The sequence below is a fragment of the Devosia sp. GW821-FHT12F11 genome, assembly GCF_058806655.1.
In genome coordinates, this window is the sequence record NZ_JBXAPX010000002.1 from 811,263 (window position 1) to 824,432 (window position 13,170).

Annotated in this window: 13 protein-coding genes; 11 read left to right on the forward strand and 2 right to left on the reverse strand. The window is 65.7% G+C overall.

Translation table 11 applies throughout. The features are described from left to right. Positions 1-8: 8 nt before the first annotated feature. The 9 genes from AC1ROK_RS09555 (at position 9) to AC1ROK_RS09595 (ending at position 8,255) form a co-directional block, all read left to right on the forward strand. The gene (locus AC1ROK_RS09555) at positions 9-1,358 is read left to right on the forward strand and encodes an NAD(P)-dependent oxidoreductase (protein WP_492846150.1); all 1,350 of its coding nucleotides are present in this window, start codon (positions 9-11) and stop codon (positions 1,356-1,358) included. 11 nt (positions 1,359-1,369) lie between these two features. Then, positions 1,370-2,689 (forward strand): NAD-dependent dihydropyrimidine dehydrogenase subunit PreA, encoded by a 1,320-nt coding sequence (gene preA, locus AC1ROK_RS09560; RefSeq protein ID WP_492846152.1) that lies wholly within the window; start codon positions 1,370-1,372, stop codon positions 2,687-2,689. 379 nt (positions 2,690-3,068) lie between these two features. After that, positions 3,069-4,097, forward strand: coding sequence for a diguanylate cyclase domain-containing protein (locus tag AC1ROK_RS09565; protein ID WP_492846154.1), 1,029 nt, complete (start codon positions 3,069-3,071; stop codon positions 4,095-4,097). A gap of 78 nt (positions 4,098-4,175) precedes the next feature. Continuing rightward, complete coding sequence (locus AC1ROK_RS09570; RefSeq protein ID WP_492846156.1) at positions 4,176-4,679, forward strand: RrF2 family transcriptional regulator; 504 nt, start codon at positions 4,176-4,178, stop codon at positions 4,677-4,679. Positions 4,680-4,710: 31 nt separating this feature from the next. Further along, complete coding sequence (locus tag AC1ROK_RS09575; RefSeq protein WP_492846158.1) at positions 4,711-5,175, forward strand: carboxymuconolactone decarboxylase family protein; 465 nt, start codon at positions 4,711-4,713, stop codon at positions 5,173-5,175. 192 nt (positions 5,176-5,367) lie between these two features. Further along, a complete protein-coding gene (locus tag AC1ROK_RS09580; protein ID WP_492846160.1) occupies positions 5,368-5,745 on the forward strand; it encodes a DoxX family protein in 378 nt (125 codons plus the stop codon). A 7-nt stretch (positions 5,746-5,752) separates the two neighbouring features. Then, the gene (locus tag AC1ROK_RS09585) at positions 5,753-6,676 is read left to right on the forward strand and encodes a DMT family transporter (protein WP_492846162.1); all 924 of its coding nucleotides are present in this window, start codon (positions 5,753-5,755) and stop codon (positions 6,674-6,676) included. 149 nt (positions 6,677-6,825) lie between these two features. Continuing rightward, the gene (locus AC1ROK_RS09590) at positions 6,826-7,146 is read left to right on the forward strand and encodes a hypothetical protein (RefSeq protein WP_492846164.1); all 321 of its coding nucleotides are present in this window, start codon (positions 6,826-6,828) and stop codon (positions 7,144-7,146) included. 5 nt (positions 7,147-7,151) lie between these two features. Next, positions 7,152-8,255: a helix-turn-helix transcriptional regulator gene (locus tag AC1ROK_RS09595; RefSeq protein WP_492846389.1), complete on the forward strand. Its 1,104-nt coding sequence runs from the start codon at positions 7,152-7,154 to the stop codon at positions 8,253-8,255. Between the two features lie 135 nt (positions 8,256-8,390). On the opposite strand, the gene AC1ROK_RS09600 is transcribed toward AC1ROK_RS09595, so the two are convergent. Both AC1ROK_RS09600 and AC1ROK_RS09605 read right to left on the reverse strand, forming a co-directional pair. Further along, positions 8,391-9,374 (reverse strand): ATP-grasp fold amidoligase family protein, encoded by a 984-nt coding sequence (locus AC1ROK_RS09600; RefSeq protein ID WP_492846166.1) that lies wholly within the window; start codon positions 9,372-9,374, stop codon positions 8,391-8,393. An 88-nt stretch (positions 9,375-9,462) separates the two neighbouring features. Then, positions 9,463-10,134 (reverse strand): TetR family transcriptional regulator C-terminal domain-containing protein, encoded by a 672-nt coding sequence (locus tag AC1ROK_RS09605; protein WP_492846391.1) that lies wholly within the window; start codon positions 10,132-10,134, stop codon positions 9,463-9,465. 135 nt (positions 10,135-10,269) lie between these two features. Between AC1ROK_RS09605 and aptA the strand changes: the two genes are divergently transcribed. Together aptA and AC1ROK_RS09615 are read left to right on the forward strand one after the other, a co-directional pair. Then, on the forward strand, positions 10,270-11,601 hold the full coding sequence (gene aptA, locus AC1ROK_RS09610) for an omega-aminotransferase AptA (protein WP_492846167.1): 1,332 nt from the start codon (positions 10,270-10,272) through the stop codon (positions 11,599-11,601). Between the two features lie 69 nt (positions 11,602-11,670). Continuing rightward, positions 11,671-13,167: a CoA-acylating methylmalonate-semialdehyde dehydrogenase gene (locus tag AC1ROK_RS09615; RefSeq protein WP_492846169.1), complete on the forward strand. Its 1,497-nt coding sequence runs from the start codon at positions 11,671-11,673 to the stop codon at positions 13,165-13,167. Positions 13,168-13,170: the final 3 nt, after the last annotated feature.

Sequence of the window (13,170 nt, forward strand, 5' to 3'; positions counted from 1 at the left end):
AGCTGCCGATGAGCGGGGGAATGCTCAAACAAGGCATCGCATCCGGGCGACTCGAGCCCGGCCAGTACGCACGCAACTTTTCCGACCTGCACCCGGCGCTCGACCGGCACGAGGCCTTCGTCGAGGCCGATCGCTGTTACTTCTGTTTCGATGCGCCGTGCATGAACGCCTGCCCCACCGAGATCGATATCCCGATGTTCATCCGGGAGATCTCGACGGACAACCCGCTGGGCGCGGCCGAGACAATCTTCGAGCAGAATATCCTGGGCGGCATGTGCGCCCGCGTCTGCCCCACTGAGCAACTGTGCGAAGACGCATGCGTCCGCATGGAGGCCGAAGGCAAGCCGGTGAAGATCGGCCAGCTGCAGCGCTATGCCACCGATATCGCGATGGAGGAGAATGCGCAGTTCTTCACCCGCGCGCCCGCCACCGGCAAGACCATCGCCGTGGTCGGCGCCGGTCCCTCTGGCCTCGCTGCCGCGCACCGGCTGGCGGTGCACGGGCACGACGTGGTGATCTACGACGCGCGCCCCAAGGCAGGCGGGCTCAACGAGTATGGCATTGCCTCGTACAAGACGCCGGACGGCTTTGCACAGGCGGAGGTAGACTATGTCACCTCGATCGGCGGCATCGAGATCGCGCTGGGTCAGCGGCTGGGGCAGGATCTGACGCTCGACCGACTGCTCGAGACCCACGACGCGGTGTTCCTCGGCATCGGGCTGGGCGGCGTCAATGCGCTGCGGGCCGAAGGCGAGACGGACGGCCCTGACGGACTTGCCGATGCAGTCGACTTCATCGCCGAACTGCGCCAGAGCGACGATCTCTCCAAGCTCCCCGTCGGTCGCCGCGTGGTGGTGATCGGCGGCGGCATGACGGCGATCGACGCCGCCGTGCAATCCAAGCTTCTCGGCGCCGAAGAGGTGACCATCTGCTATCGCCGCGGGCAGGAGCACATGAACGCCTCGAGCTTCGAGCAGGATCTGGCGGCGTCGAAGGGCGTCACCATCCGGCACTGGCTGCAGCCCAAGCGCGTCTTGAGCGAGAACGGCAAGGTCACCGGGATCGAACTCGAATACACCGAGCTCAAGGACGGGCGCCTGAGCGGCATGGGTCACACGCTGACGCTGCCGGCCGACCAGGTATTCAAGGCGATCGGCCAGACGCTCGAGGACGAGACGGCAGCAGGGCTGGCGCTGAACGCCGGCCGCATCGAGACGGACGCCGAGGGCCGCACCTCGCGACCGGGCGTCTGGGCCGGCGGCGACTGCATTGCAGCCGGCGACGACCTGACGGTGACCGCGGTGGCGCAGGGTCGCGACGCGGCCGAGAGCATCAACCGCTATCTCGCTGGAAACTGAGGAGGGACGCCATGGCCGACATCCGCAACAACTTCGTCGGGATCAAGTCGCCCAACCCGTTCTGGCTGGCCTCGGCGCCGCCGACCGACAAGGCGTATAATGTCGAGCGCGCCTTCAAGGCGGGCTGGGGCGGCGTGGTGTGGAAGACGCTGGGCGAAGAAGGCCCGCCGGTGGTCAACGTCAATGGACCGCGTTACGGCGCGATCTGGGGTGCCGACCGGCGGCTGCTCGGCTTCAACAATATCGAGCTGATCACCGACCGCGACCTGCAGAAGAACCTGCAGGAAATCAAACAAGTCAAGAAGAACTGGCCGGATCGCGCCGTGGTCGTCTCGCTCATGGTGCCGCTCGCCGAGGAAAGCTGGAAGTCCATCCTCGCCGTGGTCGAGGAGACCGAGGCCGACGGCGTCGAGCTTAATTTCGGCTGCCCGCACGGCATGAGTGAGCGCGGCATGGGTGCCGCGGTAGGCCAGGTGCCCGAGTACATCGAGATGATCGTGCGCTGGTGCAAGGCGCATACGCGTATGCCTGTGATCACCAAGCTGACGCCAAACGTTACCGATGTGCGCCGTCCGGCGCGTGCGGCCAAGAACGGCGGCACCGACGCGGTATCGCTGATCAACACCATCAACTCGATCACCGGCGTCGATCTCGACAATTTCGCGCCGATGCCGACGATCGACGGCAAGGGCACGCATGGCGGCTATTGCGGCCCGGCGGCCAAGCCCATCGCGCTGCACATGGTGGCCGAGATCGCCCGTGACGCCGAAACGCACGGGCTGCCGATCTCGGGCATTGGCGGGGTCACCACCTGGCGCGACGCGGCGGAGTTCATGGCGCTGGGCGCCGGCAACGTGCAGGTTTGCACCGCGGCCATGGTCTATGGCTTCAAGATCGTCGAGGAGATGATTTCGGGGCTGAAGAACTGGATGGACGAAAAGGGCCACGCGACGCTGGACGATTTCACCGGCCGCGCCACGCGCAACGTCACCGACTGGCAGTTCCTCAACCTCAACTACATCACCAAGGCGCATATCGACCAGGACAAGTGCATCAGCTGCGGCCGTTGCCACATCGCCTGCGAGGATACCTCGCACCAGGCGATCATGAAGGAGAAGGACGGCAAGCGGCACTTCGAGGTGATGGACGACGAGTGCGTCGGCTGTAACCTCTGCGTCAATGTCTGCCCGGTGGAAGACTGCATCACCATGATCCAGCTGGAGCCGGGCATGCTCGACGAGCGGACCAAGAAGGTGGTGGAGCCGACCTACGCCAACTGGACGACGCACCCGAACAACCCGATGCGCAAGTCGGTTGAGCCGGCCGAGTAAGCGAGGTATCAAGCGTGGGCACCACCCCCTGTGCCTTCTCCCCTTGAGGGAGAAGGTGCCCGAAGGGCGGATGAGGGGTATCTCTCCGCGCACTGGATCGCTCCTCGCTGCGCTCGGAGCGCGCTACACTGCGTTGCGCGTACCCCTCATCCGGCGCTGTGCGCCACCTTCTCCCTCAAGGGGAGTAAGGTGAGCTGGTGTCTCTTGCCGCCATATGCGCTTGCCTCCGCCTTCAAGGGGGAGGTGGGGGCCGGCGGTTGGGGCGGGCCAACTGCCACTTGGGCGTAACCATTGTTCAACCATGCGCCGACGAGGGCTGTCGGCGATAAGGGATTGGCAAACTCCCGCGCCGTAGCGTCCGCCTGACGTGGAGGGGATGATGGCGCAGCACGGTGCAGGCACGGTCGGTTCGGGTCGTGGAGCCGACGCTATTGCCATGACGGCTGACCTCAGCCTGCCCAACCCCCGGCGCCTCCTGATCATCAGCATCTTCGCCATCGCGCTGCTGGGCCTCAGCGTGGTGATCGCCGCCGGCTACTCGGTCCTTTCGATCAACGAAACGGCGATCACCGCCGAAACCGAACGGGCACGGGTGGCGCTCGAGGTGGTGTTGCGCGACGGGCGGCCGGACGCAGCCGGTGCGAACCGCCTGGCACAGGATTACGTGCTGAACGGCGCGCGATTCGGCGATGCGGCCAGCCTGCAGCCAGGCGAAGTGGCCATCGCGGTTCCCGAATCCGAGACCCAGCTGATGTGGACGCCGAGGCAGATCGGCACCGAACTGGCGCAGCACCTGGCGCCGATCCGGCTGCTGGCCAGCGCGCTGTTCCTCGGCGGCATCGGCATCGTCCTGAACCGGCTCTATCGGCTGACGCGGCTGCTCGAAGCGCGGCGACGCGCCGCGCAGGAACTGGCGGCGCGAGATGCGCTGACCGGCCTCCACAACCGGCTGGGTTTCGACCAACGCTTGAGTCAAACGGTGAATGGCCCAGCGCTGCTCTACCTCGATCTCGACGGCTTCAAGCACGTCAATGACAGCTTTGGACATGGCGCGGGCGACGACGTGCTGAGGATCGTGGCCGATCGGCTGAAGCGGCTGGCGCGCGATGGCGACTGTGTGGCGCGGATCGGCGGCGACGAGTTCGCTTTCCTCCGGTCGCCGCCGACCTCGCGGGCGGAACTGGCGGAGCTGGCGGCCGATATCGGCGTGGCGCTGAACGAGCCGGTGCGGCTGGGCACGACACAGATCCAGATCGGCGCCAGCATCGGCATCGCCATGGGCAGCGAGCACGGCGATGATCGCACCCGACTGGTCGCCGCCGCCGACGCGGCGCTCTACCGCGCCAAGGCTCTGCCCGGGCACGCCTTCGTGTTTGCCGATTCCCCCACCCTGGCTGCCGCGGCCTGACGATCCCACCGCTACAGCCGCGGCACTCGACTCCCAGCAGAATCATGGATAAACTTTATCCAGGATAGGAGTTGGACGATGAAGCTGGGCGACGGGGTGGAGCAGGCCATCCACTGCATGCTGATGCTGAGCGGGTTGCAGCCCGACGGCGCCATGCCGGCGGCGGCGCTGGCGGAGTATCACGGCGTTTCGACCAGCTACCTGCTCAAGCACCTGCAGGCGCTGGCTGGGGCGGGCCTGCTCGCCTCGGTGCCGGGGCCGCGCGGCGGTTATCGGCTGGGTCGCGCGGCGGAGAAGATCACGCTGCTCGACGTGGTGCTGGCGCTCGAGGGGGCCGGACCGGCGTTCCGCTGCAGCGAGATCCGGCAACGGGGACCTGATCCCCTGCCCCAGAAATTCTTCGCCAAGCCATGCGGCGTCAGCGCCGCCATGCTGAAGGCGGAACGCGCCTATCGCGATGAGCTGCGCAAGGTCAGCATCGCGGAACTGGCGTACAATCCGGATACCGAGCTCGGCAACGCCATAGCAGGGCGCAGCTGCGCCTTTCGCGAACGCCACGAGCGGCGTCCGGCCGCCGACTGATCTTTCCCCCAAGCAAGAAGGACTATCCCCCATGCGAGCTCGCCTCGACATCACCAAGGTTGCGCCCGAAACCTACCGGGCCGTGGCGGCACTCGACCGCTTCGTGGTCAAGGAAACCGGCCTCGAACCCCGCTACATCCACCTGATCAAGCTGCTCGCCTCACATATCAACGGCTGCGCCTACTGCGTCGACATGCACATCAGGGAAGCGCGCCATACCGGGCTCCCGGACCAGTGGATCAACCTGGTCAATGTGTGGCGCGAGTCGCCGGTCTATAGCGATGCCGAGCGGGCGGTGCTGGCCTGGACCGAAGCGCTGACCCTGCTGGCCGATACCCGGGCGCCGGATGAGGCATTTGAGCCGCTGAGGGCGCATTTCACCGAGGAGCAGATCGCCAACATCACCGTGGCGATCAGCACGATCAACGTGTGGAACCGGGTGACCGTCGGGTTGCGCACACTGCATGCCGTCGCGCCGGAAACGGTTGCCGCCTGATCGACGCACAATTGTGGTGGGCCGGTGTCGATTTCGGCCTGCCCCGTGCGTCGTTGTCCTGTAACAAGAGCACCTCGCCGCTTCGGCGGAGCGGCGAGGTGCTCCAGTCTTTTTGATTGGCCGCGCTTTCGAGGCGGAAAGTCTCACGACTTTTCCACAAAGCGCTCTGCACGCATCTGAGGAGCTTCGCGCATGTTCTCGACTTTGTTCTCTCTCGCCCACCTCCTGCTGGGCGGCGCCTTCGTGGTTTTCGGCATCCGCAACATCAAGAGCATTCCAGGCCTTGCGAGTTTCCTCGCGGGCAAGAAGGTGGCGCAGCCGGAGACGGCTGCGAAGTTCGGGGTGGCCCTGCAGATCGTCGGCGGCGCGTTGACGATGCTGGCGCCGTTCGTGCCGTTTGCCGGGCTGCTCGGCGGGCTGGCGCTGATCGTTTTCCTGGTCCTCGCTACCGTGCTGTTTCACCCGTTCTGGGAGTTCAGCGGCGAGGAGCAGAAGCCGCATGTGCAGTCGTTCATCATGAACACCGGGCTCAGCGGCGCCTTCCTGCTCGTCATCGCCTACGCGCTCTAGGCCATCCGTGAGCGTCGCCGGCATCAGCATCGAGGGCACAGACGCGAAGCGCCAGCGAGTGCTGTCGCACCTCGCCATGCTGCTGTTCGCGGCGTTGATCGCCGGCTCGTTCACCTTTGGGGCGCTGACGGTGCCCTATATCCACGCCGTACCGCTCAACGCGCTGCGCTTCGTCCTCGCAGCGCTGCTGATGGGGGCGTTCGCCTTCGGGGTGGCGCGGCAGAGGTTCGCCTTCCCACCGGCGCCGTGGCGCTTCGGCATCAACGGCTTTCTGACCGCCGTCTATTTCGTCACCATGTTCATCGCGCTGACCATGACGCAGCCGGTGGCGACCAGCGCGGTCTACACGCTGGTGCCGCTGATGACGGCAGTGACGGCGTATTTCATCGTCGGGCAGCGCTCGGGGTTCGCGGTGCTGGTCAGCCTGCTGCTGGCGGGGCTGGGTGCGATCTGGGTGATCTTCCGCGGCGATATCAACGCATTGCTGCGTTTCGATATCGGCCAGGGCGAGCTGATCTACTTCGTCGGCTGCGTCGCCTATGCGATCTACACGCCGCTGCTGCGCCGTTTCAACCGAGGCGAGTCGGCGCTGGTGCTGAGCTTCTGGACGATGGTGGCGACGGCAGCATGGATCGTCCTTTACGGCCTGCCCGAGATCCTCTCGACCGACTGGCTGCACCTGCCGGCGCTGGTCTGGTGGGTGGTGCTCTATCTCGCCATCGGGCCGACGGCGGTATGCTTCTTTCTGATCCAGTTTGCCTCGGCCCGGCTGCCGGCCGCCAAGGTCATCGCCTATGGCTACCTGGTGCCGGCCTTCGTCATCGTATTCGAGGGGCTGGCCGGGCATGGCTGGGCCAGCGTCAGCGTCGCCGCCGGCGCGATGGTCACAGTGCTGGGGCTGGTGGTGTTGGCGTTGCTGCGGGAACGCTGACCTTCCCGACATATGTGAAGCTGGTCTCATTCATTTGAATGATGTCTGACCTGACGCGGCAGCGCAAAGTCGTTATAACAAGATAGTAATACTTAATGACATTGTACCGTCGGCGCCTCCGGGAGTCGGCCAGCTGAAGAGTCGATTGCATGCGACCTGCCAGTGTCCAAGACATTGCTCAACTATCCGACCTGATGTTTGTCGCGGTTTATCACGACCGCTGGACCGTCGCCGGGGGCAAGCTCGAGCAGGTGATGAGTCCGTCAGGCGCCGCCATCGGGCTGCTGGATACCCGGACTTATGAGAATACGGGGCTGTGCGGCAACTGCGAAGCGCAGTATGGGCGGCCTGTGGGGCCCATGGCCGATGCGGGGCGATACGGCCTGCCGTCACCGCGGTTGCAGGCGCCGCTGGGCGATGCATTCGAGCAGCTGCCATTACGACAGATCAACCGGGAGGGCCGCGTTTGACCGCCGTGACGGCCGACGACATCGTCGCCCTGACCCACCGGCTCTATGCGGCGGTCTACGACGAACGCAACTGGCCGGACGCGGCCGCGGCATTCAAACAGATGATCCCGGCACGCATCCTGGCGGTCGGCGTGTTCGAGGCCGGCACCGGGCGACAACAGCTGCTGTATGGCGAATGCGAGGACGCCTATGGCGAAATCTGCTTCGCGCCGGAGGTGGAGAACCCGGTCGTCGGCGCGCCACCCGGCCGGGTCCTCAGCGACTTGACACTGATGCCGCGTGCCGAGTTCGAACGCAGCGTGTTCTTCAACCGCTGGTTGCGCCCGCAGGGGGATCGCAGCTTCGTGGCCGTCACCACGGCGAGCCACGGCAGGTTCACGGGCTTTTTCGGAGCGAGCTGCGGTTTCGATCAGCGGCCGGTGGATGAGGAAGACCTGACGCTGTTGCGTCGATTGACGCCGCTGATCACACGGATCGGCCACATGCGATCGGAACTGGGCGCGTTGCGGCTTACCGAACGCCACCAGACCTACGACCGGCTCGGCATCGGGATGGCGCTGGTCGACGCGCATGGTCGATTGCTCAGCGTCAACGACACCGCGGAGCGGGTACTGGCCAGCCGCAAGGCCGGACTAGGCGCGCTGCGTGGCGTGCTGGAGGCCGGCCATGGCACGATACGGCTGCGCCGGCTGCTGGCAGATGCGTTTGCCGACCCCGACGGACGGCACGGCCTGGGTGGCTACATGATCGTGCCGGCCGCCGACGGGCTGGGGCGGGGGCTGGCGCTGACGGTGGCGCCGATGCCCGATGCCGGGCTCTACGGCCTGCCGGTGCGGCAGGCCGCCGTGGTGTTCATCCAGTCGCTGGAGCCGAACGCGCCCATGGGCCTGGAGCAGCGCCTGGCTGGGCTGTTCGGGCTCACCCGAAAGGAAGCACAGGTGGCCGGCGCGCTGGTTCTGGGGTGCAGCCTCAAGCAGGCCGCCGAAATGCTGCAGGTCTCCATCCATACGGTGCGCACCCACCTGGCGCAGCTGTTCGTCAAGACCGGCACGCAGCAGCAGAGCCAACTGGTCGCCCTGCTGGCCCGGGCGACGCTGCCGCTCAGCTGAGTGGCCGGGAGGCACGCGGCCCCAGCCATGGGCCGACCGCCTGGTGCATTTCATCGCTTCGTTGAAACGGCGAAATGCTCCAAGTTCCGTCGCGCTTTCGAACCAGAAAGGTCTGCAACCTTTCTTGAACGCGCGCTAGCGCGGTCGGCCAGCCTTTTCTACCTCAGGCGCTGCAAGTTCGCGCCGGCGCTCCACCACCCAGCGGCGGAAGGCGCCCTGGTAAAGCGACATCGGCCAGGGCTGCGGGGTGGCGAGGAACCACGATTTCTCGATCGCGGCGAGCCAGGAACGCTCGATCAGCGCTCCGACGCCCACTCGCTCTTCCTCACCGAAACCCGAGGACGAATAGACCGTCAGTTCGCCGAGAAACAGCGTCTCGCCGCGAATGTGAAAATCGACCCGGACGTGGTCGATGCCGTGGCTGAGCTGTCGCGCAAGGCGGCTGGCCTGCGCGAATATTCCGGGACGGAGCAGCCGCTCGACCAGCGCTGAGTCCGCCGGGGAGAACGGCTGACCGTCACGGGTCAGGTAGCAGCCGACGGCGTCCGGGGTTTTCCAGTTCACCCCGACAAAGGCAGAGGAAATCTCGCCATCCTGACAGCGCAGGTTGAGGTCGATCAGTTCGCCCGGCGGCGCAATGAGGCGCTCGACGACGAGGCGGAGCGGCACCTGGTGGTAGGCCCATTCCCCCGGTCCGCAAGCGGGGCTCCGCAGCCAGCGGCCGAACTGATGGCGCAGGGTCTCGGCATCCCACCGGCCGCGGCCGGGGAAGTAGTTGGCGCCGGTGCCGGCATTCACCTTCAGCACGCAATCGTCTCCGAGGGCCTGTTCGGGAAGATCCTCCAGCCGCGCGCCCTGCCAGACGATCTCGGCGGTGGCGAGTTCGGGGATGCGTTGGCGCGCCCAGGCGCGGGCGGCGGGTTTGTCGCAGAAGGTGACGAAGAGCGGGTTGTGGTCGAAGTGCTTACGCCACTGCATCAGCGCATCATGGCCGCGCGGGCGAGCGAAATCGGGCACGTGGCCGAACTGGTGCCGGCAGGCGCGCACCAGGCGGCGATTGGTCAGGCGGACCCAGGCGTCTGCAGCGCGGAGAATCCACTCGTCGGCACGGCTGGTCACGACACTCCCCCCTGCCCGCCAGCGGGCGGATGACTTTGGCGTGTTCGCGGAAGCGACGCGAAAGGTCAACCCCAACAAAGAGTTGGCATCACTTACTTGGCAGCAACCCGTGCAGGAACAGGTTTTCGAGGAAGCGGGCGGCGTCTTCGAAGCGGCCTTCGCCGCCGCGGTCCTTGCCGAGCACGGCGCGGACCTGCACGTCGAAATCGGCATAGTGCTGGGTGGTGGCCCAGATCGAGAAGATCAGGTGGTAGGGGTCGGTGCGGACGATCTTGCCGGCATCCATCCAGCCTTCGATCACCTTGGCCTTGTCGTCGACCAGCGCCTTGAGGTCGGTTTCCAGCATTTCGAGCACGCGGGGCGCGCCCTGCAGCATCTCGTTGGCGAAGAGCCGACTCTGGCGCGGATAGTCGCGGCTCATCTCCAGCTTGCGGCGGAGGTACGAGCGGAGTTCGGGGACCGGATCGCCGACCGAATCGATCTCACGCAGCGGCGCCAGCCAGACATCGAGCATCTCGGCGAGCAGGCGCTGGTAGATCTCTTCCTTGCGCGGGAAATAGTACAGCAGATTGGGCTTCGACATCCCCGCCGCTTCGGCGATCTGGTCGATCGTGGCGCCGCGGAATCCCTCGCGGCTGAACACGTCGAGCGCCGCCTCGAGGATGACTTCCTGCTTCTCGCGCTGGATGCGCGTCTGCGCCCGCGGGCGCTTCGACGGCGCTGCCTTTGCGCCCCCTTTGCCGCCCTCGGTCTCCAGCATTTTCACCTTGATCGGCGGCATGGGAGTGATAACGTTTTTTCCAACTGGTCAAATTTCTGGATAACACATCCAAAGGTCAAGCGCCAAATATACTTGACCTCAGAACTCAACAAATAGCCTCCGGGGGAGTCCAAGGTGTCCGACCGTCGCAATGTCACGCCGAACGATCTGAGCGCGTTCTGGATGCCGTTTACGGCGAACCGACAGTTCAAGAAGGCGCCGCGCATGTTCGTCGGCGCCAAGGACATGCACTATACGACTTCCGACGGACGCAAAGTGCTCGACGGCACGGCGGGCCTGTGGTGCGTGAATGCCGGCCATTGCCGCCCCAAGATCGTCGAGGCGATCCAGGAGCAGGCCGCCGAGCTCGACTACGCGCCGGCGTTCCAGATGGGCCATCCCAAGGCGTTCGAGCTGGCCAATGCGCTGGTATCGATCGCGCCTGAGGGGCTCGACCACGTGCTCTACACCAATTCCGGTTCGGAATCGGTCGAGACGGCGCTGAAGGTGGCGCTCGCCTATCACAAGGTGAAAGGCGATGCCGGCCGGTTCCGGCTGATCGGCCGCGAGCGCGGCTATCACGGGGTGAATTTCGGCGGCATCTCGGTGGGCGGCATCGTCACCAACCGCAAGATGTTCGGCACGCTGCTGACCGGCGTCGACCACATGCCGCACACTCATACGCCGGGCAAGAACCAGTTCACCCGCGGCGAGCGCGAGGCGGGCGGCGAGGACCTGGCGTCCGAGCTCGAGCGCATCGTGACGCTGCATGACGCCTCGACCATCGCGGCAGTGATCGTCGAGCCGGTGGCCGGCTCGACCGGCGTGTTGATCCCGCCCAAGGGGTACCTGCAGAAGCTGCGCGAGATCACCAGGAAGCACGGCATCCTGCTGATCTTCGACGAAGTGATCACCGGCTTCGGCCGCCTCGGCACGCCGTTCGCGGCGGATTATTTCGGCGTCACGCCGGATATCCTGGTGACGGCCAAGGGCTTGACCAACGGCGTGATCCCGATGGGCGCGGTGCTGGTCAGCTCCGAGATCCACGATGCGTTCATGCAGGGACCCGAGCACGTCATCGAGTTCATGCATGGCTACACCTATTCGGGTAACCCGATCGCTTCGGCGGCGGGCCTCGCGACGCTCGAGACCTACAAGGACGAGGGCCTGCTGACCCGCGGCGCGGAGCTCGCGCCCTACTGGGCCGATGCGCTGCACTCGCTCAAGGGCCTGCCGCACATCATCGACATCCGCAACCTGGGGCTGATCGGCGCAATCGAGCTCGAGCCGATTGCCGGCCAGCCGACCAAGCGGGCGTTCTCGGCCTTCGTCAAGGCCTTCGAGACCGGCATCCTGATCCGCACCACCGGCGACATTATCGCGATGAGCCCGCCGCTGATCATCTCCAAGGCGCAGATCGACGAACTGATCGGCACCCTGGGCAGCATCCTGAAGACGCTTGAGTAGAATGGAACGATTGTTCTATATCGCAACCGATAGAATGAACGTTCTACACCCAACGAGCGGAGGTCTGTGATGCAGACTGTACAGAATGCGATCGGCGGCAAGCTGGTCACCTCGACGAGCACCCGCAGCCAGCCGGTGTTCAACCCGGCTACCGGCGAGGCCACCGCAACGCTGCCGCTGTCGAGCGTCGACGAGGTGAATGCCGCCGTGGCCGCCGCCAAGAAGGCCCTGCCCGCCTGGGCCGCGACCACGCCGATGAAGCGGGCGCGGGTGATGTTCAGGTTCAAGGAGCTGCTGGAAAAGCACGCCGACGAACTGGCCGAGCTGATCAGCCGCGAACACGGCAAGGTGCATGATGACGCGCTGGGCGAGCTGGCGCGCGGCATCGACTGCGTCGATTTCGCCTGCGGCGTGCCGCAGCTTTTGAAGGGCGAGTTCAGCCGCAATGTCGGGCCGAACATCGACAGCTATTCCGACCGGCAGCCCTTGGGGGTGGTCGCCGGCATCACGCCGTTCAACTTCCCGGCCATGGTGCCGATGTGGATGTATCCGCTGGCCATCGCCTGCGGCAACACCTTCGTTTTGAAGCCGTCGGAACGCGATCCGAGCGCGCCGATGTTCGCCTGGCAGCTGCTGATGGATGCCGGCCTGCCGGACGGCGTGCTGAACGTCGTCCATGGCGACAAGGAAGCGGTCGACACCATTCTCGACCATCCCGACATCAAGGCGGTGAGCTTTGTCGGCTCGACGCCGATCGCCGAATACGTCTATCGGCGCGGCACCCAGGCCGGTAAGCGCGTGCAGGCGCTGGGCGGCGCCAAGAACCACATGATCGTCCTGCCCGACGCCGACATGGACCAGGCCGCCGACGCACTGATGGGCGCGGGGTACGGGTCGGCCGGCGAGCGCTGCATGGCGATTTCGGTGGCGGTGCCGGTGGGCGACAAGACCGCGGACGCACTGATCGCGCGGCTGAAGCCGCGGGTCGAAGCGCTGAAGATCGGCCCCGCGACCGACAAGGACGCGCAGATGGGCCCGATCGTTTCGAAGGCGCAGCGCGACAAGATCGTCGGCTATATCGATGCGGGCGTCGAAGCCGGGGCGGAACTGGTGGTCGATGGCCGCGGCTTCAAGCTGCAGGGTTATGAGAACGGCTTCTTCGTCGGCGGCACGCTGTTCGATCATGTGAAGCCCGACATGAAGATCTACCGCGAGGAGATCTTCGGGCCGGTGCTGAGCGTGGTGCGGGCGCAGAGCTACCAGGATGCGGTCGATCTGATCCATGGGCACGAATATGCCAACGGCACGGCGATCTTCACCCGCGACGGCGACGCGGCGCGCGACTTCGCCGACAAGATCGAAGTGGGCATGGTCGGCATCAACGTGCCGATCCCGGTGCCGGTGGCCTACCACTCGTTCGGCGGCTGGAAGCGCTCGATCTTCGGCGACCACGGCATCTACGGGCCGGAAGGCGTGCACTTCTACACCCGGCTCAAGACAGTCACCACGCGCTGGCCGGCGGGCATCAAGAGCGGCGCCGAGTTCAGCTTCCCGAGCCAGAAGTAAGCG